16 protein-coding genes are annotated in these 23,241 nt (G+C 53.5%); 2 read left to right on the forward strand and 14 right to left on the reverse strand.

From position 1 onward, the window contains the following. Positions 1-81: 81 nt before the first annotated feature. The 9 genes from KNP72_RS06415 to addB all read right to left on the reverse strand — a co-directional run bounded on the left by KNP72_RS06415 (position 82) and on the right by addB (position 15,653). Complete coding sequence (locus tag KNP72_RS06415) at positions 82-921, reverse strand: phytoene/squalene synthase family protein (RefSeq protein ID WP_214720257.1); 840 nt, start codon at positions 919-921, stop codon at positions 82-84. Continuing rightward, a complete protein-coding gene (locus tag KNP72_RS06420) occupies positions 890-2,368 on the reverse strand; it encodes a phytoene desaturase family protein (RefSeq protein ID WP_214832544.1) in 1,479 nt (492 codons plus the stop codon). Before KNP72_RS06420 ends, KNP72_RS06415 begins: the two co-directional genes overlap by 32 nt. Beyond that, a complete protein-coding gene (locus KNP72_RS06425) occupies positions 2,365-3,891 on the reverse strand; it encodes a phytoene desaturase family protein (RefSeq protein WP_214832617.1) in 1,527 nt (508 codons plus the stop codon). Before KNP72_RS06425 ends, KNP72_RS06420 begins: the two co-directional genes overlap by 4 nt. Positions 3,892-3,964: 73 nt before the next feature. Next, positions 3,965-4,966, reverse strand: a complete 1,002-nt coding sequence (locus KNP72_RS06430) for a class I SAM-dependent methyltransferase (RefSeq protein ID WP_214832546.1) — start codon at positions 4,964-4,966, stop codon at positions 3,965-3,967. A gap of 102 nt (positions 4,967-5,068) precedes the next feature. Further along, positions 5,069-5,449 carry a YisL family protein gene (locus KNP72_RS06435; RefSeq protein WP_029595956.1) on the reverse strand — a complete coding sequence of 127 codons (381 nt, stop codon included), beginning with the start codon at positions 5,447-5,449 and terminating at the stop codon, positions 5,069-5,071. Positions 5,450-5,593: 144 nt separating this feature from the next. Continuing rightward, entirely contained in the window at positions 5,594-8,152 is a 2,559-nt protein-coding gene (locus tag KNP72_RS06440; protein WP_214832549.1) for a sensor histidine kinase, read from the reverse strand. Next, positions 8,149-8,511, reverse strand: a complete 363-nt coding sequence (locus tag KNP72_RS06445; RefSeq protein WP_021066686.1) for a response regulator — start codon at positions 8,509-8,511, stop codon at positions 8,149-8,151. Before KNP72_RS06445 ends, KNP72_RS06440 begins: the two co-directional genes overlap by 4 nt. A 115-nt stretch (positions 8,512-8,626) precedes the next feature. Next, positions 8,627-12,229, reverse strand: coding sequence for a helicase-exonuclease AddAB subunit AddA (addA, locus tag KNP72_RS06450; protein WP_214832551.1), 3,603 nt, complete (start codon positions 12,227-12,229; stop codon positions 8,627-8,629). Further along, positions 12,213-15,653 (reverse strand): helicase-exonuclease AddAB subunit AddB, encoded by a 3,441-nt coding sequence (addB, locus tag KNP72_RS06455; RefSeq protein WP_214832553.1) that lies wholly within the window; start codon positions 15,651-15,653, stop codon positions 12,213-12,215. Before addB ends, addA begins: the two co-directional genes overlap by 17 nt. Before the next feature lie 159 nt (positions 15,654-15,812). Here addB and KNP72_RS06460 point away from each other — a divergent pair, with 159 nt between their 5' ends. Together KNP72_RS06460 and KNP72_RS06465 are read left to right on the forward strand one after the other, a co-directional pair. Next, the gene (locus tag KNP72_RS06460) at positions 15,813-16,193 is read left to right on the forward strand and encodes a truncated hemoglobin (RefSeq protein ID WP_021066689.1); all 381 of its coding nucleotides are present in this window, start codon (positions 15,813-15,815) and stop codon (positions 16,191-16,193) included. A gap of 55 nt (positions 16,194-16,248) precedes the next feature. Next, positions 16,249-16,605 carry a hypothetical protein gene (locus KNP72_RS06465; RefSeq protein ID WP_021066690.1) on the forward strand — a complete coding sequence of 119 codons (357 nt, stop codon included), beginning with the start codon at positions 16,249-16,251 and terminating at the stop codon, positions 16,603-16,605. Positions 16,606-16,632: 27 nt separating this feature from the next. Here the strand turns inward: KNP72_RS06465 and KNP72_RS06470 are convergent, their stop codons facing one another. The 5 genes from KNP72_RS06470 to KNP72_RS06490 form a co-directional block, all read right to left on the reverse strand. Next, complete coding sequence (locus KNP72_RS06470) at positions 16,633-17,043, reverse strand: hypothetical protein (protein WP_021066691.1); 411 nt, start codon at positions 17,041-17,043, stop codon at positions 16,633-16,635. Between the two features lie 130 nt (positions 17,044-17,173). Further along, positions 17,174-20,242, reverse strand: coding sequence for an efflux RND transporter permease subunit (locus KNP72_RS06475; protein WP_214832555.1), 3,069 nt, complete (start codon positions 20,240-20,242; stop codon positions 17,174-17,176). 108 nt (positions 20,243-20,350) lie between these two features. Continuing rightward, positions 20,351-20,800, reverse strand: coding sequence for a competence protein ComK (locus tag KNP72_RS06480; RefSeq protein ID WP_251026131.1), 450 nt, complete (start codon positions 20,798-20,800; stop codon positions 20,351-20,353). 121 nt (positions 20,801-20,921) lie between these two features. After that, the gene (locus tag KNP72_RS06485; protein ID WP_214720263.1) at positions 20,922-22,301 is read right to left on the reverse strand and encodes a sensor histidine kinase; all 1,380 of its coding nucleotides are present in this window, start codon (positions 22,299-22,301) and stop codon (positions 20,922-20,924) included. Further along, the gene (locus KNP72_RS06490) at positions 22,298-22,960 is read right to left on the reverse strand and encodes a response regulator transcription factor (protein WP_214720264.1); all 663 of its coding nucleotides are present in this window, start codon (positions 22,958-22,960) and stop codon (positions 22,298-22,300) included. The genes KNP72_RS06485 and KNP72_RS06490 overlap by 4 nt, the downstream gene beginning before the upstream one ends. Between the last annotated feature and the right edge of the window lie 281 nt (positions 22,961-23,241).

The raw sequence follows: 23,241 nt of genomic DNA on the forward strand, positions 1-23,241 counted from the left end.
CTTACACCACTTTTGGTCCCCCGCCAAAAGTGGTTTTTTTGTGCGCAAAAAAGGCAGCCGTCTCAAGACGACCGCCCTTGCTTATAATCTGGTCAACAGTTTGCCTTTTTGAATCGTCGAGACATACGCCCGCTTCGTGAAGACGTCATGCCCGTTCTGCCGGGCCGCATCTAAAATTCCTTCATAGAGGAGCGCTGCCGCCGCGACAGGCTTCCGGCTCGTCACAGGATACAAGTGATGCGTCTCCCGGGCGCTGCTGTATAACGCTTCCGCGCGACGGGCCACTGTCTCCCAGACGTCGATGAACGCCGGAGTCACTTGCCGCGCAAACAAATCGGCTTCCGCGACACCGAACTCGGCGAGCAACGATTGGGGCACATAAATCCGGTCCCGATCGAGGTCTTCCCCGACGTCGCGCAAGATGTTTGTCAACTGCATGGCAATTCCTAAATCGATGGCGCCTTGCTTCAATTGCTGGCGTCCAGCCGCATCGGCGTCCGGCGCGAGAATCGGTAACAGCATCAAGCCGACGGTGCTGGCCGCGTAATAGCCATACTGCTCCGTCTCCTCGAGCGTCGCATAGCGCGTCTTATGTAAGTCCCATTTCATGCCTTCGGCCAACTCGAAGAACGGTTCGACGTCCATGTCGTATCGCTTCCAGACATCCTCGAGCGCCACCCAAAGCGCATCCGGCAATGGTTCGCCCGCCAAGAAAAGATCGAACTCGGCCAAAAAATGCGTCAAACTTTCCTCGGGGCTGTCAGATTCGTCGACCGCGTCATCGAGTGTCCGACAAAACGTATAGACCGCAGCCACGGCTTGGCGGTCAGGTTTAGAGAGCAGGGAAAAGGCCCGATAGAACGTGAGCGAGCCTTTTTTCATTACGTCTTCACATTGACGATACGCTTCTTGTGTCGTCATGGTACAATGCCCCCATTTCTTCTTCCATTCTTTTCACTAACAGTTGCGAGCCGATCATGACGATCGGAACGCCTCCGCATGGATGGACCGATGCCCCGACCGCATAGAGACGGTCGATCTGGGCATACGGACGGGCCTGCGGTTTGAACGCGGCCGATTGGGCCAATTTCGGGGCGATGCCGAAGCTTCCACCCTCGAACAAGCCGAATCGTTCCGCGTCCATCGGCGTCCGGACTTTCATTTCCAAGACACGGTCTCTGAAATCGGGCACCATCCGTTCGATGCGGCCGATCAAATGCTCGATCGCACCGCTCGCTTCGAAGTCTTTCCGTTCCAATTTACGCGGTACCGGTACGAGTACGTACAGCACACTCGTCCCCGTCGGCGCGAGCGAGTCATCGATGAGGGACGGATTGAACGTATACATCGCTGGATACTTGCTCAGTTTACCATCTTCGAAGATGGTCCGCATCGACCCGGCGAAATCAGTCGGCAAATCGAATTGGTGGACCGGCAAGTCGATGTCCCCGTTCACGGTAAAATACAACAAGAGCGTCCCACTCGACGGTTCATACGACTTTGGCTTGACGCCATCAATCAAGCGTTCCATGAGCGGGAAGTCGCCGTTGACGACGACCGCATCATACGGATGGACGACTCCGTCGACGACGACCGCATCCGCCCGACCTTCGGCGACGCGGACGCGTTCCACGTTCGCGTTCAGCTTGAACGTGACGCCCCGGCGCTTCAACTCTTGTTCTATTTTCGTCGCCAGCGAGAAATATCCTCCTTTGACGTACCAAATCCCCTCTTCTTGCTCCCGATACGGAATCAAGCCATAGAGGGATGGCGTGTCATACGGGTTGCCGCCGATGTAGAGCGTTTGCAGACTATAGGCGACACGAAGACGTTCGTCCTTAAAGAAGCGTTTCATGTTCTCGTGGGCCGTCTCATACGCCTTCAAGCGCATGAGGAGCATCAATAACTTCGGCTCGAACAAATCTGTCTTGCTCTTATAGCCCCGGTCCAAGAACGCGTCGAAGCCGAGGCGATACTCTTCTCGTTTTTGGGCCATATATTTTTTGAATCCGGCACCCTCGTTGAAAAGACGGTCGATTTCGGCCGCCTGGCGCTCGATATCGCGATATTTATAGAACGTCGTCCCATCCTCATAACGGAGGCGATAGAGCGGGTCGACTTCAAGCAGTTCGAGCTCACGTTTCGGGAACCCGGCTTCTTGAAGCTGACTTTTCAGTTTCCCGGGTAACAGGACGATGGTCGGCCCCTCATCGACGCGGGCGCCGTTCTCGAATTCGACATAATTGAGTCGCCCCCCGACGCGGGATTCTTTCTCATAAATGGTCACGTGTAGCGACGGATATTTATGGGTCAGGAGCAAGGCCGCGTAAAGCGACCCGATTCCGGCACCGACGAAGCTGATGTTCATTGGCCGACACCTGCCCGGTCACGCAATAGGTTCGCCGTGATCCGCGCCGACTCAAAAATCGTCGGCAGTCCGCTGCCTGGATGAGTGCCCCCTCCGACGAGCCAGACGTGATCGAGTTCCTCGAACTGATTGTGCGGACGGAAATACATCATCTGCGATAAGTTGTGTCCGAGATTGAACGTGGCTCCTTCATATACACCAAACGCTTCCCAGTCGTTCGGCGTGAGCGGCTGCATGACCTCGATATGGTTACGAATGTCGCGATACGGTGAACGCGTCTCAAGCGCATCGAGGACACGTTCCGTCATCGTCGCCTCGAGCTTCTCCCAAGGCAAGTTCGACAGATTATTCGGGACCGGCACGAGGACGTAGAGTGACGATTTACCGGCTGGTGCCAGCGTCGGATCAATGTTTGACGCGTTCTGCACGTAGAAGGAGAAGTCTTCACTCAGCTTCAAGTCTTGCGTCATCTCTTTCACGTTACGCTCGTAGTCGTCTGCGAAATGAATCGAGTGATGGGCGACGTCGTCATAGACGCGATCGAGCCCGAGATAGAGCATGAACGTCGAACACGAGTAGCGCTTCTTCTTCAGTTGTTTCGGACTCCAACGCGTGAGCGCATCGCTCGGGACGAGCGTCGTCATCGCATGGGCGAAATCGGCCCCGACAATCACTTCATCGAACGCGTAATGCACGTTGTTCGCCACGAGACCGTTGACACGCTTCCCATCGAGCAAGAGACGGTCAACGCCTTCTCCGAGACGAATCTCACCGCCCTCTTCTTCGATGACGCGCGCCATCGCTGTACATAGTTGGTTCACGCCGCCAATCGGATGATGGACGCCGTAGGCATGCTCCATATACGACAAAATCGAGAAGCCGCCAGGGCAATCCCAAGCCGACATCCCTAAATATTTGGCTTGGAACGTGAAGGCGTACTTCAGCTCCTCGCTCGTGAAGTATTCCGATAACACGTCATATAACGATTTACCAATCGACAAGAACGGCAACGCCTTCAAGACGCGTGTAGCCACGTAATCCGTCAGCTTGTCATGCGCCGTCTGCAGGACCGGCATCAACTTCGACAGCTTGATGGCTTGTTCGGACATGAAACGTTCATAGCCTTCCCCGTTCCCAGGGAATTGCTCTTCAATCGCCTGATGCATTTGATCACGGTCGGTCGTCATCGACAGTACCCGGTTCCCTCGATCGAAATAAAGGTCGTACATCGGTTCAAGGCGTTTCATCTCGACGTAGTCATGTAAATCGCGACCCGTCTCTTCGAAAATCTCTTCTAAAATATACGGCATATTTAAAAAAGTCGGGCCACGATCGAACGCGAATTCTCCGACTTGAAGACGAGACGTTCGTCCACCGACGAACGCCTGCTTCTCAAATACTGTTACCTTCACACCACGGCTTGCGAGCAGCATCGCAGCCGCAAGTCCTCCTGGTCCGGCCCCGATCACGGCGACTCTTTTTTCCGACACGTTGAACAACTCCCTATGTGAATAGTCTCTTATGCTTCTATCTCATTATAGAAATGACTGGAGACAAGTTCAAATTTGAATCGGCTCGTCGTGTGTCCGCCATGTGTCAATTGCCGCGTTCGGCAATGACGATATACCATGATCCTTCCGGGATGAATGGGATAAAGCGAATATTTTCAAAGCCGACTTGCTGCATTTGACGGCGCAACTCTCGAATTGTCGGTAACGGATGCAAGTTGTCGTGAAGGGTCATGAACGCATTGAACGCCGAGGCAAACCGAGAGCCGAGCGGCGTCTCTGCGAGCGGAGTGACGAGGACGGCGACACCGGACGCTTCGAGGTTCTCGAGCATCCGTTCGAGCAATTCGATTCGTTTTTCTGGCGAGAAGTAATAGAGCATGTTATTCATCATGACGGCATCGAACCGGTCCTCATGATCCCATTCCATGAAATCGGCCACTTCGTAACGAATATCGCCTGACTCATCCTGCTCCCGGGCTTCGGCGATGACGTCCTCTTCTAAGTCAATCCCGGTCAACTTCCACTCTGGTTCGAGGCCATGCAGTTTACGCAAGTAACCACCGTGCCCGCATCCGATATCGAGCATCGTCTTCACGTCGGCCTGACGCAACAGTTGTTGAACGACTGGGAAAGCGACCGTCTCGACGAGCGTCGACGTCTGTGCGACGACCTGTCCATGCGTCGCCCCATCGAACGACTTCTGTTTGCCCGACTCTAAAAAGTCAGGGTAAGCGATGAGCGCCGGGATATGCAGCTCCATCATCTCTTGCAGCATGAAACCGATGCTGCGCTCATCCTCATGCGACAATTGATATTTCAAACTACGTGTCGGGAAGTAACGCCAGCCTCTCTTCTTCAAATGACGAACGGCGACCCCCACTTCAAGCCAACGCTCCAGCGCGAGCTTCGTCAACGGTTGCTTCAAGCGAAGCGTCATCTCCGCAAAGCTGGCCCCGCCTTGGAGTGCATCGAACAATCCATATTTATAGCCGATATATCCGTGCCAAAGCGGCAGGAACGATTCCGTTTGTTTCATCCATCTTCGCGCGTGCAAGACACGTGACCATTCATTCATTTGTTGTTCCATCATTTCACCTCATCATCGTTATCACTGATTTTTTTATTTTCCCCTAATAATTTACGGACAAACAAAAAAATCCCACTCCGATGTGCGAAATGGGAATCAACCTTAAATGAAATTGCTAAAGAACGACTGTCCGTATGGCAACGCATAGCCGATGAAAATCGTCACGAGTGCAAGTACGACGAAACCGCCGAACATTGCGTTCGCTGGTTTTTTCTTCTTCACACGAATGAGCGTCATCTCACCGAAGATGAGCGTGAGCAGTCCGACCGTGATTTTCACGTGGTAGAACATGCCGCCACCGTTCAATTGTAAATACAAATAAAGTCCTGTGCCGAACGCGACGAGCAACATGAGTCGAAACACCATGTGGGCAATCTTCCCGCTCTTGTTCGCGTTCTTATAGCCGACGTAGGCGACAGCGAACAAGACGAGTAATAAAATCCAGCTCGTGACGTGCGTGTGTAGGAATGCAGTCAATGGCATTCAAAGTCCCCCTTTCCATTATGTACAATCTCTATTGTACACGAGTCGCTCGCTTTACGGTCAAGCGAGTGATTGAAAAATCTTCGCTTCCACCAAAAAGGCGCCCCATCGATGATCGATAGGCGCCTTGCGCTGCTGACGTGATTAAGCTGTCGTCGTTTCTTGTTCACGGACGGCGTATTCATAACTTGGAATGACGACCATGAACGTCGAGCCTTGATGCTGCACCGACTCGACATGAATCTGACCGGCGTGACCGCGGACGATCTCCTGACAGATCGGAAGGCCGAGTCCGGTACCGCCGATTTCACGGCTGTCCGAATTGTCGACACGATAGAACTTGTCGAAGAGTCGGTCGAGCGCATCGCTCGGAATCCCGATTCCTTGGTCTTTCACTTTAATCGAAATGGATTGGTCGTGATGGGCCAGTTCGACTGTGATTTTCCCGCCACGCGGCGAATACTTCACGGCGTTCGAGAGCAAGTTACTCATCAACTGTTTGAACTTCTGACAGTCGGCGAACAGTTCGTACGGGCGGTCATCGGCTGTGACGAGCTCGAACTGGTGTTTCAACGATGACGCCTCATAGAACGTCATCATATCGCGAATGACCGGCTCGACGTCGAGCTGTTCGCGGTCATACATTTGACTGCCGGCTTCCATCCGTTGTACGTCAAGGAAGTCGTTGACGAGATGCGTCAAGCGCTCCGTCTCGGCATGAATCGTCTGCAAGTATTTCGCTTGCTTCTCGTTCGGCAACTGCTTCTTGACCATGAGCTCGGTGAACCCATAAATCGAAGAGAGCGGGGTCCGTAATTCATGGGAGATGGTCGAGATGAACTCGCTCTTCAAGCGCTCCGCCTCGGTCTCGCTCGTGATGTCACGGAAGACGAGTAACGTCCCTTTCGATAACCCGCCGACGACGATGCGTTCCGCATACATCTGTAGGTTCATTTCCCCTTTACGGATCGAGAAACTCACGCTGTCATGCGGGAAGTCGTCCGTGAACAAACGATCGGTATACTTCAAGAAATCGTCTTCTTGATCGACCGTCGTTGAAATCGTCTCGCGCCATTCGTTCCATGATAGTTCCGCGAGTTCGCTCGACGTGATGTCGTCAAGCTCAGGGAACATCTCATAGAGCGGACGGTTGACGAAGACGTCATCGGTCGAATGTTCGACGTAAATGACCGCCTCGCGAATCGAGTCGAGAATCCGTTCCGTCTTCCCTTTCTCACGGGTCATCTCTTCAAACAGACGCATCCGGAGAAGCGAGAGCGACAACTGACGGGCGAACGACATGATGTCGCCCATTTGTGTCTGCGTGAAACGGTCCTTATAACGGACGAGATAGATGAACGCGATAATCGAGTCATCCGTCGGGTCATGGACCGGCACGGCCGTCTCATACATATAGTATGGATACGGGAGCGGATGGTCGCTCGCGACTTGTTTCGACGAATGGACGGTCGTCCGCAGCGTCATCGCCCGCGTCAAGACCGAGTTCTCGCTATCGAGCAATTGACGCGTGAGCATCTCGTTCAAGCCGTGGCTCGTGATCGAGAATGAGCCTGTCGCATCGAGGAAGACGAGCGCCCCGACTTCAGAGTCGGTGATGGCGACGAGCTTCTCGATAATTTCTGGATAGGCCGTCAGCGAATCGCGGGCCGCGAGCGTCTCGGTCAATTCGTTGCGGTAAGCCAAGTGCTGCTCGTTCTGTTGCGTCTGCTCCAAGATCTCTTCAAGCTCTTGCTGTTGCGCTTGAAGCTCTTCTTGTTGAGCAATCAACTCTTCTTGTTGCGCTTGCAACTCGTGGTTCTTCTCAATCAAGTGACGTTCGTTGTCACGAAGCGTCTCGGCCATTTTGTTGAACGACCGTGACATCGTCCCAATCTCATCTTCACGCTCCATCTGGTCGCTCAAATCGACGATCTCGCCTTTAAGCAGACGGTCCGATGCGATCGAGAGACGTGAAATCAAACGCGTTTGACGGCGCAAGAACGGTTGGATGAACAATAAAATCAAGGCCGCGAACGACAAAATGCTCGCAATCCACAAGAACTGAAGAATGTCGTTATTCAACTTCCAAGCATCGTACACTTTTTGTTTCTCGCTATTCATCAAAGATTTATAATCTGACAATGATGTCTCAATCTGTTGAATCGGTCCGAGCGTATCAATCCCGCGCTCTGGGCTGTACGGGACGACGCCCTGCTCAATCAAACGCTGGGCTGTCGGCAACGCCAACACCGTCTCTGGGTCGATGGTCGTCTCGGTGATTTCACCTTCTGCCCGCAATTGACCGTACTCCGTCGTCACCGGAAGGATGACACCGAAATAGAAGTCATGAAACTCTTGCAAGTCCTCCGCGAAAATCTCACCTTGCTTCGTCTGGACGACGCTCTTGAACCAGTTTATTTCTTGTTGGAACTCGTTCTCTTTCTCTTTAGCCCGCTCAAGCGCCTCGGTATCCCCAAACAAGAGGAAGCCGCGGGAATCATATTGAGCGCCTTGCCAGTCGTCCCAAAGCACGTTCAACCGGTCAATCCGCTCATCGACATCTTGTAACCGTTGTTCGTTCGCCGCAACTCGTTCTTCCATGTACATGTACATGAAAATCGAGCCGACGAGCGCGAGCGCGAGGAACGAGTAGAGGACGACCATGAGTTCGCGCCCGAGTTTTTGTTTAAACCATCTGTTCAATTCACGATGCCTCCTATAATCTTCACCAATTCAAGGGGACTGAACGGCTTCGAAATAAAGTAGTCGACGCCAATCTCATTCGCGCAATCACGATCAGATTGTTGGCTCTTCGCCGTGAGCATCATCACTTTCGTATGTTGGCGTCCTGGCAGTTTTCGTACTTTCTCAATGACCTCAAGACCGGTCATGCCTGGCATCATATGGTCGACAATCACGAGGTCGTACTCGTTCTGTTCGATTAGCCGATAGGCTTCAAGGCCGTCTGGCGCTTCATCAATGTCATATCCTTCATCTTCTAATGTATCTAAAACAAGCATGCGTAATACTTCTTCATCTTCTGCTAGTAAAATTTTTACCATGACGATTCCTCCATTTTTTATCCCATTCCATTATTTTAACGGATTCAGTTCGTAATCACAAAAAATAAGGGTGTACGGTGTATAACCGTACCCCTTTTTCTTCACAACGTCTACATTATAATACAACAATTTCCTGCAATTCGAGCGAATAAATGAGCATCTGCCCGACCGTGATTCCCCAAATCGCCTCAATCGCCTCACGATAAAGCGAGAGTTGGACGTGATAGCGGTCACGTAACATCTGTTTTGCCGCGTCACGGGAGTCGCTCGAGAAAAGCACAGAGTCCGATTTATAATCGAGAAGTACATACGTCTCTCCGTCATAAAACAGACAATCGATAATCCCTTGGATCAGCACGTGCTCGTCGGTGAACGTCCCCGTTGGATTGACTCGCTCGGCCGGGACCGTGTACGTGAATGGTAGCTCACGCCAACCTGTCCCAGTTTGAAGCGCTGCTGTCAACGCGCGTCCCGTTTTCGAGGCAAAGAACGCCTCGATTTCAGGACTCGCAAGCCGTGCCGTTTCGGCCTCGACCGGGCTGAGCATGCTTTCCGCTTCCCAGCGGTCGATTTGGACATCGAGCGGCTCGGACGGGTCGATCAATTGGAAGACGAGATGTAGCGTTGTCCCCCGTTCGGCTCCTGTCTGCGGAGATTGCTTCCATTTTGGTTCTCGATACGGGGTGTCCGTCGCCCGGTACGTCTCTTCGAACGCCGCCTGTTCAAGCTGGAGCGCCCGCTTCAATTCGGTCACCGTTTGTTTGGCCGCTGTCTCCGTCGCAGCCTGTGCCGGATAGGCGTAGGCGAACGCCTTGTGGACGAACTCACTGACGTTCGCTTCGTCTTTCACCGGAAAATCGATCGCCTCGAACTGTTTGACGTGATGGAGCTGCGCCATCATCTCTTGGAGCGTGGCGACTTCTGCCAAATCTTCCTCACCGATGATGCGATACGTCCACGGTGTCGCTTCTTGTTGCGGAGCGATAACCGGCAAGCCCTGTTGTTCTAAGAACGAGGCAGCCCCTTCAAGTTTCAGGAGTGCCGGAGCGACCCAATCGAGATACGTCTTCGCGTCACGACGCGACTCGGCCGATAACGTCGTCCCGGTCTGCTCGACGTGCAGCCACTGCTGAATCTGTTTCCCCGGTTCTTTAATCGTCCCGACCAAAATCAATTTCTCTTTGGCACGGGTGAGGGCGACATACAGGACGCGCATCTCTTCGGCTTTCATCGTGGCATCGAGATCGCGGCGAATCATCTCTTTGACGAACGTCTCCGTCTTCGTCCGGGTGACGACATCGATGGCGTCGAGCGAGATGCCATACCGTTTATGGAAGATGACGCGCTGCATTTGGTCGCGTTTATTGAACTGCTTTCCAAGCTGGGCGACGATCGTGACCGGGAATTCCAGTCCTTTCGACTTATGGACCGTCATGATTCGGACGACGTTCTCTTCTTCGCCGAGCGAACGCGCCTCTGACAAATCCTCACCGTTATCTTGCAGTCGGTCCATCACGCGGAGGAAGCGATACAAACCGCGGTATCCGCTCCGTTCATAGGACAAGGCCCGATCATAGAGCGCCTTCAAGTTTTCTTGGCGTCCTTTCCCACCTGGCAAGCCACCGGCGAAATCGTAGAAGCCGGTGTCGTTGAACACTTGTTGAATCAGCTCCGACAAGCTATGGTTCCGTGCGAACGTGCGCCACGCTGACAACGCGTCGAGCACATCGCCGCACTTCAGACCGAGGTCATCCTCATCGTCCGCTTTCGCTTTGAGCGCCTCGAAGAACGAGTCCTCCGATTCAAGACGAATCTTGGCCAGTTCTTGGTCACTGAAGCCGAACATCGGTGAACGGAGCGCTCCCGCGAGCGGGATGTCTTGAAGCGGATTGTCAATCAGTTTCAACACGGCGAGCATCATGCGAATCTCGGTCGCCTGGAAATAGCCGCCGTCTGAATCGGTATAGGCCGGGATGTTGTACTGTGTCAAAATATCCATCAGCTGTTCGACGCGCTCTTTTTTTGAGCGGACCAAGATGACGATATCGCGATATTCGCACGACCGCAGCAAGCCGGTCGCCTCATCGGTCACTTTGAACGGTTCCTCGCCCGAGACAAGTTCTAAAATCCGGGTCGCGATGGCGCGTCCTTCGAGCTCTTGTTTCGAGAGATCACGACTCTCACCATTGACGAGAATCAGCTCAGGTCTCGCCTCGAGCTCCTCATACGCCCGGCCTGGCACGAGTCGGGCCGCCTCATCGTATTCGATCTCACTTACTTCCTCGTCCATCAACCGGACGAACAAGTCGTTGATGCCATGGAGCACTTCGGCCCGGCTCCTGAAGTTTTGGGACAGGTCGATCCGTTGTCCCGAACCACCTTGTTTGAACCGGGTCGCCTTTTCGATGAACAGACGCGGCTCGGCATGGCGGAACCGATAAATCGATTGTTTGATATCGCCGACCATGAACAAGTTGCCGACGTGTTCGGCTTCGTGGCTGACGAGTGCGATAATCGTTTCTTGGATCTCGTTCGTATCTTGATACTCATCGATCAACACTTCGGCGAAGCGCTGTTTATAGAGCGATGCGACCGAGGACGGTCCGTCCCCGTCGCGCAAAATCGCGAGCGCATAATGTTCAAGGTCGCTGAAATCGACGAAAGCGCGGTCCCGCTTCGCCTGCTCATAGGCAGCACCGAACGTCCGGACGGTCTTGACGAGCGTCTCGACGAGCGGACGTTGCGTCATCAAGACCTCTAAATAGTCCGCTCCGCTCGTGCCGGCCTGTGCGGTCGCTTCGCTCAACTTCTTCTTCGCCTGGTCGTAGGCCGGTTTCAACACCGTGTGGTAGACATGATGTTCCTCTTTCTTTTGGACGGATTTCATCGTCCCGAATTTGACGGCGCGGGAAGCCGTCTCGAGCTCGCTCCACTTGAACGAGTCCGGATCAAGGTTCGCGAACGGCAAAATCGCCTGTTGCACGTTCTCGGATTGCGTCTCATAACCGGCGAGCCGAAGCTCGATGGCGACGCGACGAAGTTGACGCAACGCTTTCTCGATGTCTACCCAAAGCAGGTGACCGAATTCGATCAGCAATTGCTCATCGTCCGGGTCCCCGTCAAATTGATATAACGAGACGAGCTCATCCAGATAGGCTTCCGGGTCAGGCAGTGTTCGCGCATAGTGATAAAGTCCGAGAATCAACTCCTCAATCTCACTGTCCCCGCGGTCGGACGTATAGGCGTCAATCAAGGCGAAGAACGCTTGGTCTTGTTCGCCATAAGCGTCTTCGAGCACGTCTTCGAGCACATCGTCCTGCAAGAGCACCAAATCACGCTCTTCAGCGATTTTGAACGCCGGGTCGAGGTCGAGCAAATAGTAATTCTCTCGAATCACCTCGAGACAGAACGAGTGAATCGTCGTGATGAGTGCTCGGTTGAGCATTTGGCGTTGTTTGCGAATATATGCGTTCTCCGGGTCGTCACGAAGCGCTTGATCGAGCGCTTTGGCGATTCGCCGCTTCATCTCGGCCGCGGCCGCATTCGTGAATGTGACCACGAGCATGCGGTCGGCCGTCAGTTCGTCCGTCTCATCCAAGAGACGGCTCGCAAGTCGTTCCACGAGGACTGCCGTCTTGCCGGAACCGGCTGCCGCCGAGACGAGCACGTGCGATCCTCTGGCATCAATGGCCGCTTGTTGGTCATTCGTCCACTGCATCGACGTCACCTCCTAATCTTGACAAGACGTCATCTTTTTCTAACTTTTTCAATTGCCGTGCCTCGTTGGACAACGCCTCATCAAAGTGACAGACACTTTGGAACGGGCACGTCTGGCATGGCCGGCGTTCTTTATACTCATACGGTTCGACCCCGATTTCACCGTCATACATCGCCTCGGCGCTCGATTGGGCCAAATCGATGGCATGGTCCATCAACTGTTCGAGTTGCGGTGGCGAGACGACTTTTTTCGTCGTGTTCGCATCGAGCGTCCCGTCTTTCTTGTACTTGACCGGGATGACGATTGATTTTTTCTGGTCGAGTTTCGCCGTCCGGTCCATCATCTCTAAAATGGCCGGATCATCGACGAGCAACCCTTGCATCTGATACGACTCGAGCACCTTGCGTTCGGTGTCGGTATCCGTCTCGGCCGGAGCGACGAGCGGGCGATGGACGTGGAAATAGAGCGCGGCCGCTGGGGCGACGTTCTCTTGCGTCCAGGCGTTCGCCTGCTCAATCAACACTTTCAAATAGATGAGCATCTGCATCGCGAGCCCGTAATAAATCTCGGCGAAGTCGATCTCTCGTTTACTCGACTTGTAATCGACGATCCGAACGTACAATTGGTCGTGAATCGAAGCCGTATCGACCCGGTCAATCCGACCGACGAGTTCGCACGTCGCCCCGTTACTGAGCGTGAACGATACCGGCGGGAAATTGCCGCTGCCGAAAGCGAGCTCAAAGGCGACCGGATCGAACCCGTCTCGTTTCGACTGCTCGATTAACACTTCCGCAGTCTTGCTGACGACGTCGGTCAATTTCTTCTTCAAATAGCCATACCGGTTCGAACTCATCAAAATCGCGTTTTGAATCTCTGGTGTGACGAGCTCGACGGCCGCCTCAGCGAGAGAAGAACATTCCTCCCGGCTCACATCACGCCATTCTTTCCCTTCCATCTGCACGGTCTGCGACATGTGCTCGATGGTGCGATGATACAAGTTGCCGATATCTGGCGCCTCTAAGCGATACAAACGGCGCTCTTTTAAACGAAGGCCGTAACTGGCGAAGTGACGGTACGGACAGGCTTGGAACGTCTCCAGCCGCGAGACGCTCGCCCGAATCGAGTTCGTGTACAGCGACTTGGCGACGTCTTCCGGTAACGGCTTGGGCACGTTTTGATAGAAGAGCGCGCTCGTCAATAACCGGATCCGCTCGCGGCCTTCCGGATGTTTCAACAGCTCGTTATATACCGTGAACCACGTGTCTTGAATCGGGTAGTGGCGACTGAGCCGCTGTAATTCGAGCGCCGTGACCGCTGCCGTCTGATTCACGTTCGTGATGAACGACAACTGGTCGCTCGGGCGATGTTCCCCGGCTTCTGCGAAGTGGGTCGTCACGACCTTGCCACCGCCAAGCCGCGCCTTCAGGTCCGCGATGAAGCTGGCCGGCTGAATCGCCTTGCCGGCGCGGTCGACGAGGGCGTAGCTGACGAACAGCCGATGACTCGGTGCAGTGAGCGCCTTATACAAATAGTACGTCTCATCGTCAAACAAGTGCTCGGTCGCTTTCCCAGCCCGGACGCCGTTCTCGTGCATGAAGTCGAGGTCCTGGTCGGTCAATAGTTTCGACTGGGTCGAGACGAGCGGGATTTGATCTTCGTTCGCTCCGAGCAGGAAGACGACTTTCTTATCAAGCAACCGGCCCCGAACATAATCGGTGACCGTCAATTGATCCAAAGAAGGCGGGACGAGCGCATAGCGCAGACTATCGAGCCCGGTGTCCATCATTTGGAGGAACAGCTCGGTCGAAAGCGTCTCGTCCGGTGCGGCCGCCTCTAGCTGTTCGAGCAAGTGCAACACCGCGTCCCATACTTGCGTATGTTCGCGCGCCTCGAGCAAGCGTGCCTCTTCGAGCGCCTCATCTCGCCAATGGGCAAGACAGGACGCCACGCCGACTCGTTCCAAGAATGCGTAGATGGCATGCGTGTAAGCCTGCATCGTCTTCGCTGCCTTCAAGTCATCCAACAACGGGTCGAACGTGTCGACGACGGTTTGCCGATAGCGATTGAGCGCCGTCTCTACGTCGAGTTCTTCCCCGGTCAACCGTGCCTCTTCCTCGGCACGACGTTTCAAGTACCACGCGTCATGCCAATGGTAATGTTTAATCCCCCGTTCAATCACGAACGCCTCGAGCCGGTCGACCGATGTGCGTCGATGCTCCTCATCGAGCAGAATCAATTCCGTCTTCAGTGCGCGAAACACCGGCTCTTCCCGGTATCCACGGAGTGCGACTTCAATCGTCGCCTTCAGTAATTCGACGACCGGATGATCGAGCATCGGTTTTCGCTCATCGAGGAAGAACGGCAAGTTCATTTTTTGTAGCGCCTGCGTCGCCAAATCGCCGTACGCTTCAAGCGAACGGGACACGAACGCGATATCGCGGTAACGGAAGCCTTCCTCACGAACGAGACGCACGACTTCACGGACGGCGGCCTCGACTTCCACCGACCGGTCGACGGCCGCGTGTAACACGACGTTCGAATCGGGACGGGTATACGGGGCTGCCGTCACTTGCCCAAACGTGGCCTCGAGATAGGCCAAGCTCGGATGTTGGAAGCGAGGCGCACCCGTATGAGGCGTGTCACTCGACGAGATACCCCGTTCGGATAACAGCTCTTTGAAGCGCATGAGCGTACGCTGTGTCGGTCCGAACGACGGATGGGGCCGGTAGAGCGAATCCGGGTCGATCGTCAACAGGACATCGAGCGGCGCCTTCTCCGCCAAAGCGACCAGCACTGCCAGCTCCTGCTCGGAAAATTCATTGAACCCATCGATGTAAAACCGGGTCCCGGTCAAGTCGATGTCCGGTAACAGTTGCAGCAGCACGTTAAAGTAATCTTCGGCGTGCAGCGATTTCCCCGCTGTCATCGTCAAGAAACCTTCATACAGGATGGACAGGTCCTGCAGTTTCAGCGAAAGGTGTTGGTCTTGTTCGCTCAAGCGGAGCAACTGCTCCGGATCGACGAGTCCTCGTTTGAGGAGCGTGATCAACGCATTCAATTCCTCATAGAAACCGAACTGATTCATCGTCCGGCGGAACAAGGTCAAGCGTTCCTCGTTCATCTCGACGACACGGCGCAACAGCAAATGTGTCCCCGTCTGGTCCAAAAACTGTTCGGTCGCGACGCCACGGTCGCGCATCATCAAAAAGGCGAGACGGCGCATCGATAAGACTTGAATCCGGGTCGACCCGTTCAAGCCGTCGGTCATCGCCATCTTCCGTTCCATTTCAAACGACATTTGGTCTGGGACGAGCATATAGATGGTCGGTCCGCTCGGGTCACGCTTCAGCTCTTCGATGACTTGTTTCGTCATCCATTCGCTTTTTCCGCTCCCGGAACGCCCGACGTGAAAAGTGACCGTCATTTAGGCGAACACCCCTTCCCTTTTTTCTTTATTATGACCCATTCCGCGCAGTTTGTAGAGGGAAATCCTTCGAGACCCCAGCAAGAAAATTGACCAGCCCGCATCCTTCCCAATTTCAGCGAAAATCGATTAGACTGGACGTATGAGGGGGAAATGAACATGAGTGCATATGAACAATTCGGCGGCGAGCGTGGAGTCCAACAGCTCGTAGACGCCTTTTATGATCTCGTCTACGCCGACCCGGTCTTGTTGCCGTTGTTTCCGGACGACAAAGAGCGGGTCAAAGCGCATCAATTCGAATTTTTAACACAGTTGCTCGGGGGACCGAAACTGTATACGGAACGTCGTGGTGGCGGTAACTTGGCGATGATCCATCGTGACCACCCCATCTCTGAGACTCATGCCGGACATTGGCTCGGCTGCATGGAGCAAGCGCTCAAAACGGTCGATGCGCCCGAGTCGATCAAACAACAGCTGTTCCATCGCTTGATCATGTCATCCTCGAACGTCGTCCGCGTCTGCTCGCACCATTTTGAGTAGTCAGCCTTTCGAAAAGCGGGTATGATAAGAAAGTAAGTAAAGGAGGTCGTTTTTCATGACAGAAGAAGAAAAGAAAGAGGCCGTTTCGTCTGAAGAAGAAACGGAAGAAGTAGAACCGACGGCAGTCCTCGCCGACGCCCTCGAAGAGGACGAAGAGGAAGAAGACCAACCCGAAGAAAAGAACATGGACCACATTAAAGGTGTGTTCAACTATATGCACGAGAACGGACGAGAGTACCGCGTCGTCTTTTATCAGGACCGCAAAAACCTCGTCTTCCGTGAACTCGGCAACGGGAAAGTCGAATTCGTCGGACGTTTCACTGACGAGGCATACGATGAAGAGAATGAAGCAGAGATGCGCGAACTCGGCGAGCAACAGCTCGAACGGATTCTTGCGGATCGTCTCAAATAAAAAAATCGCCCGAGTTGGGCGATTTTTTTATTTTCCTTTGTTCCGCTTTTTCTTGCGCAGTGCATAAATGACTCCGGCAATCCCACCAGCGACGGCAATCCCGGCCATGGCAGGCACGAGGATTTTCTTCGTCGGAATCATCTCTTTGACCCGCTCGTACGGTGTCGGCACCGACAACTCGAGTTGAACGGCCGACTCACCATGACCGTTGGCCCGCGCTTTGCGTGCCGCATCGGTGATGACGACGCGCCCCGTCGTATAACGGCGATTTCCATGCTCATCCGTATACGGACGACGTACGCGTTTGACACCGCGAACCGTCTTCCCACGGGCTGCATCCGGACGAACGACGCGTTCGCTCGTCCACGCCCGGCCCCCTGTCGCACTGTAAGCCGGGCGAATCGTCCGGCGGTTTAACCATGTGTATGAATCATTCATCTTTGATTCCCTCCAATATTGTGAAGTCCTTCTCTTATTATACCCATAGAGCATCTCACAAAAACATACGTCTCCCGACGTAAACGAACAAAGGATGGCCCACCTCGGGCCATCCTTTGTCGTCATGCAATTACTCTGTGAACGGTTTATCCCGGTGGCGACGTTTCGCCAAAATCAAGTAGTAAGCCGGAACGAGCACGAGCGTCAGTACCGTCGAGAACAGAATCCCTGACACGATACAGATGGCAAGTGGTTTGAAGAGTGGGTCTTGTCCGAACGCGACCGGCAAGAGGGCGACGACGGCGGTCAAGGCCGTCAACAGGATCGGACGAATCCGGGCCCGCCCTGCCTCATAGACAGCGGTCGTGACAGCCATGCCGTCCCGAATCCCTTGCTCGATGAACTCGAACAAGACGACGGCGTTCCGAACGACGATTCCGGCGAGCGAGACAATCCCCATCGAAGCCATGAAGCTAAATGGCGTCTGTGTGATGAACAGTCCGACGACAGCTCCGGCAATCGCCAAGTAAATCGTGAACAGGACGAGCATCGGTAGTGACAATGAATTGAACTGGAACGCGATAATCAAGAAGATTAAGAACAAGACGACGACGAACAACGTGGCGAGTTCAAGGAAGAACTCGTTTTGTGTGTCACTTGCCCCCGATTGATCAAAGGCAATCCCGTCATCGGTCAATGCAGATTCTGCATCGGCGAGCACGCGGTCGACGTCTTGTTTGAACGCTTCCTCGTCCATACCTTCGCTCGCAAAGATTTGGAGCGTCACGGTCCGTTCTCCGTTTTCACGCGGAATCTGTTGAATCTGTTCCGTCGTCGTTTCGGTGACGAACGTGCTGAGCGGTGCGACCGGTGGGCCGGCTTCCGTTTCGACTGGGACGAGAATATCGTCTAAAGCGAGCGCCTCACGGTTTGCTTCCGCATCGACGACAATTTTCACATCGCGCTGTTCGACACCATCATCGAACGTTCCGATCGGAATCCCGTCCGTGACGAGGCGAATCTGGTCACTGATCGCTTTCGCGGTCACGCCAGCGGCCGCCATCGCGTCACGGTCGAGCTCATACGTGAGTGTTTGGAACGGCTCTTTAATGTTATCGAGGACGAGTGCGCCGTCAATCTCTTCGAGGTCTGCTTTCACGGTATCCCGTGCCGCCACGAGCTCGTCGATTGTCTCGCCGCGCATCGTGAACTCGACAGGTGCCGAAGTCGGCGGTCCTTGTTGTTGCGTATCCAAGAAGATTTCAGCGTCCGGGTTGTTTTCCCGGATTTGTGTCGTATACTCATCAATCAATTGAATCGCATCGATTGTCTCGTTATCGACACGGACGACGATTTGGCCGGTGTTGTCACCTGTTTGGTCGAGACCACCCGTGAACAGGCTCGGTAACCCGCTCCCGGCAAAGATGGACGTCTCGGTGACGCCATCGATGCTTTGGAACTCTTCCTCGATGGCTTGAAGTCTCCGTTCCGTCTCTTCCAAGTCGGTCTGGACCGGTAATGTGACGCTCGTCACGACTTCTGGTCGGTTCGCGGCCGGGAAAAATTCGAATGGTGTCAATAGAATCAATCCGTACAAGGCGGTCGTGATGACGAAACCGACGAGTCCGAACGTCCATGGACGCTTCGCAACTTTTGGCAACAACGTGTCCGCATAGAAATTACTGAGACGGTTGAGTGGTTTCCCTAACCAACCCGGCTCTCGTTTCGAGACTTTGACTTGTTTCCGGTTCAACCAGTATTGGGCAATCGGGACGAGAGTCAAACTGATGACCATCGAAGCGAGCACCGATAACGCCAATACGGTCGGCAAGGCGCGGATAAAGTTCCCGTTCGCACCTGACAAGAGGGTCAATGGCAAGAAAGCGAAGACGACGGCGAGCGTCGAAGTGACGATCGAGCCCCACACTTCTTTCGTCCCGCGTACGGCACCTCCCATCGCCGTATCCCCTTTCCGGTAACGACGCAGGATGTTGTCGTTGACGACGATGGCGTCATCGACGAGAATCCCGAGGGCGATGATGGCACCGATGATGGAGATTTGGTTCAAGTCGACCCCCGTGAAGCGAAGCGGGATTAACGCGAGCAAGAACGATAATGGAATCGCCAAGCTGACGATGATGGATCCTGATACCGTCAATCCAATCGTCGTGACGACGATGACGGCAATCATGGCGACGATGAACTCTTTTGTCAACGACGAGAAGATCGCGTCGACCGCTTTGGCCTGCTCGTAATAAGGGACGAGCTCGACGCCAGAGACGTCTCCGACTTCTGCGGCGACGACTTCATCGACGCGTTCTTGCAGCGTCGGGATATCTTGTCCCGACTCGATTGTGACCGTCAAGGAAATGGCGGGCATCCCATCGAGCGAGACGAGGTCGGTGACCGCTTTTTCCGTCTCTTCGACCGTACCGACGTCTTCGAGTAGAACGGGCGTCCCGTCTACCGATCCGACGACGACTTGGCCCATATCATTGACGTTCGTCAAACTGTCGATCGCCAACTGATAGATGCCCTCTTCCGTCGACTGGCGTCCGAGCGGTGTCGTCTTATATTCTTCATTGATGGCCGTCAAAACGTCCGGGAAGGCGAGTTGACGCTCCCCGAGTTCGGCCGAGTCGAGCGAGACGACGAATTCGGTTTCTGGCAATCCTTTGATTGTCACACCGGTCACGCCTTCGGTCCGCAACAATCGTTCCTCCAACCGCTCGACATCTTCTCGAGCCGCTTGCAACGTTTCGCGGTCGTCCGAAGTCAACAAATATGAAGCGACCGGCAATTGTCCGATCGAATCATTGACGGTCGGTGCCAGCGCATTCTCAGGCAAGCGCGGTGCGGCATCCGAGATGGCTTGGCGCACGTTCGCCTGGAGCTCACTTCGGTCGAAGCCGTCTTCATACTCGACTGTGATGTTTGAGAACTCGGATGCGGATAATGATGACACATTCTCGATTCCTTCGAGTCCTCTCAATTCAGTCTCCAAAATATTCGTGACGTTCCGTTCGACCGTCTCTGCGGTCGCGCCTGGATATGGCGTCTGAATCAAGATGATATTGACACTCGTCTCCGGAATTTCACGCTTCGGAAGTTGGAAGAACGTGAGCACCCCGACAACGACTGCGACGAGTAAAAACACGATGACCAGTTTTCCTCGTTCAATCATTTTTTGAAAAAACATGTTGACCCCTCGCTTTCAGATAATGTGCAAATACACATATGAACTATTCTTCTTCATCATAGAGGGGGTTGTCATCGATTTCAATCTTTAAACCTGACTGAATGTGTTTCAGTGAAAGCGTTTCTGGAAGGAGTACGATAATTGGATGGCGCGTTGTTTTTGTTTGTCGACCGTGTGACTGGATACCGGGACATCGACCGTTTCTCCCGAATGGAATAAAATTTTGCTCCCTTTTCCACTTTTATTCGCCTTGTGCACATGTGAAAAATTGATCCAAGCACAGTCCGGGCTTTCTTTGGCGATGGTCGGGAAAAAGATTGTATCTGCGTGCCAATCCATGATGACGGGCGTTTTCCGGTGCGGGCCGAGTACGCCACGGGCCGCTTCAATCCGTCCTTGGATACTTGAACCGTAATATAGACAGGCGGATTCGAGTAAGTGAAGGGGTGAGCCTTTCAAGCGTTGAACCCCATCGGATTGATAGACGAGCGTCTCCGCCTCCCCGTACTCATTAAACACCGGAATCAAAGCTCTTGTTTCATTCGTCAACTTAGTCATCTGATCTGCCTCCATCATGGATGTATTGCCTTACCTCTCATTCATAACAAGGAATCATCGTTTTCACAAATCGAACTCCAATATTTCCCATTAAAAAAATCAGCCAACGAGTGGCTGATTTTTAATTTCGAGAATCTAACTTTAGTTTTTTTATCGAATTCGAGGGCGGAAAGTGAAAATGCACAGCAACTCCGTCACTTGTATTTCCCAATGCGACCGTCCCCTCATGGAGCGTCACAATCCGTTGAACGATGAAGAGACCGAGCCCAAACTTTCCTTGTTTTCCGCGTGAGAATTGATGGAACAAGTCGAGGTTCTCATCGACAGGTGGGCCATCGTTCTCAATCGTGATCTCGACGCCTGCCTCAGTGTGCGACAGACGGATATGAATCCTCGATTCGGCGTAACGCAAGGCGTTATCGAGCACGTTCTCGAACGCGACGCGAATCTGTTCCCCATCACCGAGCATCTCACCGGCATGTCCTTCGACCGTCCAGTCCAAGTTGCCACGCAATTTGAACCGGCTGACGAGCAGCTCCACCAATTTATCGAGATTGATTGGTTCAAGCCGCATCTCTTGGCCTTTGAAATATTCCAGCTTGGTGACGTACAACAAATCGACGACTTTCTTCTCGAGACGCGATGCCTCTTCATCAATGACTTCGGCCGACCCTTTCAAGTCTCCGGTCGGATAGATGCCGTCCCCAATCGATTGGGCGTAACCACGGATGACCATGATTGGCGTCTTCAAGTCGTGGGAGATGTTTTGAAGCAACGCCTGTTGGGCCACGTCCTGCTCTTGCAGCTCTTGCCGCATCGCATCAATCGAGCGGGCCAATTGGCCGAGCTCGTCTTGACGGGCGAGCGGGAGCACCGTCTCCCATTGACGGTTCGAGATTTTTTCGACCGCCCGTTCCATCTCGACAATTGGCTTCGTCAGCTCACGCGACATCCATAAGGCCGGAATCAACGACAGTAAGCTAATGACCCCGATTAAAATCGAGATGCGCCAGTAGAGCGTCGAAACGAGCTCACGGCGATAGGCGTCCCACGCATAAGATGCCTGATAGATGAGCTCCCCGTCGTACTCGTTTTGACGGATGATATAGTAGACATCCTCTCCGTCAATCGTCGTCTGATATTTAGCGACCTCGCTCGTCTGTTCGATCGCCTCTTGATACATCCGGTTCGTCAGTTCGAGCGGGGCCGACCCATAAATGATTCGTCCGTTCGGCAGAAAGATGAGCTGGTTGACCGAACGGGACTCTTGTTGCCGCCGATCATATTCAATCGGATTTTGCGGGATATTTTCCAACTCGTTCGTATTACCCAGGTAATAATCGACATCTTGCAACGTCTCATACACTTGTTCATCGATGAACTGCGTGATCGAGGAACGAATCGTCAATAAAATCATCAAGGCGAGCGTCACGATGATGAGGAGAATCAACACCCAGATTTTCCACATGAGCCGCTTCGGCTGAAGGTGATCGAGCTTCATGGCTTAACGAGTCGATAACCGACGCCATAGAGCGTCTCGAGCTCCAAGCGATGCAATTTCTTCCGCAGGCGCCGCACCAAATCATCGACGACGCGGTCCGAACCGAAATAGTCATGGCCCCAGACACCTTCGAGAATCTGTTCACGCGACAACGCCGAACCCGGATGTTCGAGGAAGAGGAGCAATAAGTCGAACTCTTTCGACGTCAAATCGATTTCATCCTGTTCGTGTCGGATGAGACGTTTCTCGGGATAAATCGTATATTCCCCATACTCGATATGTTCGTTCGATTTTGAGCCGTACACCCGGTCAATCAACTTCTTCACCCGGATGACAAGCTCGCGCGGCAAGAACGGTTTGGCGATGTAATCGTCAGAACCCATCTCGAGCCCGATGATTTTATCGATGTCTTCGTCACGTGCCGAAATAAAAATCGTCGGCGTGAAGGCGTTCGTCGCCTTGATTTGTTTCAACAGTTGGAACCCGTCCAAGTCTGGAAGCATGATATCGAGCACCCATAGGTCCGGCTCGTCCTTGATGGCAGCTTGAGCCGAGATTCCGTCCGTGAACGACCGAACGCGATACCCTTCCTGCTCCAAATATGTGACGAGCATTTTGTTCAAATTGATTTCGTCATCCACTAAATAAACTGTGTACATTCGAGTCACCTCTGCAACGTTTTTACATATCATATCAAACAATTATGGACAAAAGATGGGAATGAGGTCGTTTCTTGGGCGCTGAATGTGCTCGCCACACGTCAACGAATCGACAAAAAAAGAAGGGTCTCCCCTTCCTTACCGTGTCGGCCGAGTACGCATCTGTTGCGCGAGGAATACTGTGCCTCCACTCAGTAAGGCCAGTACGCCGCTAATCATTACGAGTTCCATCTTGCCCCCACCTTCCCCATTGATAGCGATTCTCATTATCACCTATAATA

The sequence above is a fragment of the Exiguobacterium sp. s152 genome (assembly GCF_018618335.1).
GTDB lineage: Bacteria > Bacillota > Bacilli > Exiguobacteriales > Exiguobacteriaceae > Exiguobacterium > Exiguobacterium chiriqhucha.

What these genes read in the sequence shown, in the direction of transcription:
- KNP72_RS06485 (WP_214720263.1), bottom strand. Translation starts at nt 22,301, where the DNA reads ATGAAGCTCGATCACCTTCAGCCGAAGCGGCTCATGTGGAAAATCTGG.
- addB (WP_214832553.1), bottom strand. Translation starts at nt 15,653, where the DNA reads ATGACGGTCACTTTTCACGTCGGGCGTTCCGGGAGCGGAAAAAGCGAA.
- KNP72_RS06420 (WP_214832544.1), bottom strand. Translation starts at nt 2,368, where the DNA reads ATGAACATCAGCTTCGTCGGTGCCGGAATCGGGTCGCTTTACGCGGCC.
- KNP72_RS06465 (WP_021066690.1), top strand. Translation starts at nt 16,249, where the DNA reads ATGACAGAAGAAGAAAAGAAAGAGGCCGTTTCGTCTGAAGAAGAAACG.
- KNP72_RS06480 (WP_251026131.1), bottom strand. Translation starts at nt 20,800, where the DNA reads ATGACTAAGTTGACGAATGAAACAAGAGCTTTGATTCCGGTGTTTAAT.
- KNP72_RS06445 (WP_021066686.1), bottom strand. Translation starts at nt 8,511, where the DNA reads ATGGTAAAAATTTTACTAGCAGAAGATGAAGAAGTATTACGCATGCTT.
- KNP72_RS06460 (WP_021066689.1), top strand. Translation starts at nt 15,813, where the DNA reads ATGAGTGCATATGAACAATTCGGCGGCGAGCGTGGAGTCCAACAGCTC.
- KNP72_RS06490 (WP_214720264.1), bottom strand. Translation starts at nt 22,960, where the DNA reads ATGTACACAGTTTATTTAGTGGATGACGAAATCAATTTGAACAAAATG.
- addA (WP_214832551.1), bottom strand. Translation starts at nt 12,229, where the DNA reads ATGCAGTGGACGAATGACCAACAAGCGGCCATTGATGCCAGAGGATCG.
- KNP72_RS06415 (WP_214720257.1), bottom strand. Translation starts at nt 921, where the DNA reads ATGACGACACAAGAAGCGTATCGTCAATGTGAAGACGTAATGAAAAAA.
- KNP72_RS06430 (WP_214832546.1), bottom strand. Translation starts at nt 4,966, where the DNA reads ATGGAACAACAAATGAATGAATGGTCACGTGTCTTGCACGCGCGAAGA.
- KNP72_RS06435 (WP_029595956.1), bottom strand. Translation starts at nt 5,449, where the DNA reads ATGCCATTGACTGCATTCCTACACACGCACGTCACGAGCTGGATTTTA.
- KNP72_RS06475 (WP_214832555.1), bottom strand. Translation starts at nt 20,242, where the DNA reads ATGTTTTTTCAAAAAATGATTGAACGAGGAAAACTGGTCATCGTGTTT.
- KNP72_RS06470 (WP_021066691.1), bottom strand. Translation starts at nt 17,043, where the DNA reads ATGAATGATTCATACACATGGTTAAACCGCCGGACGATTCGCCCGGCT.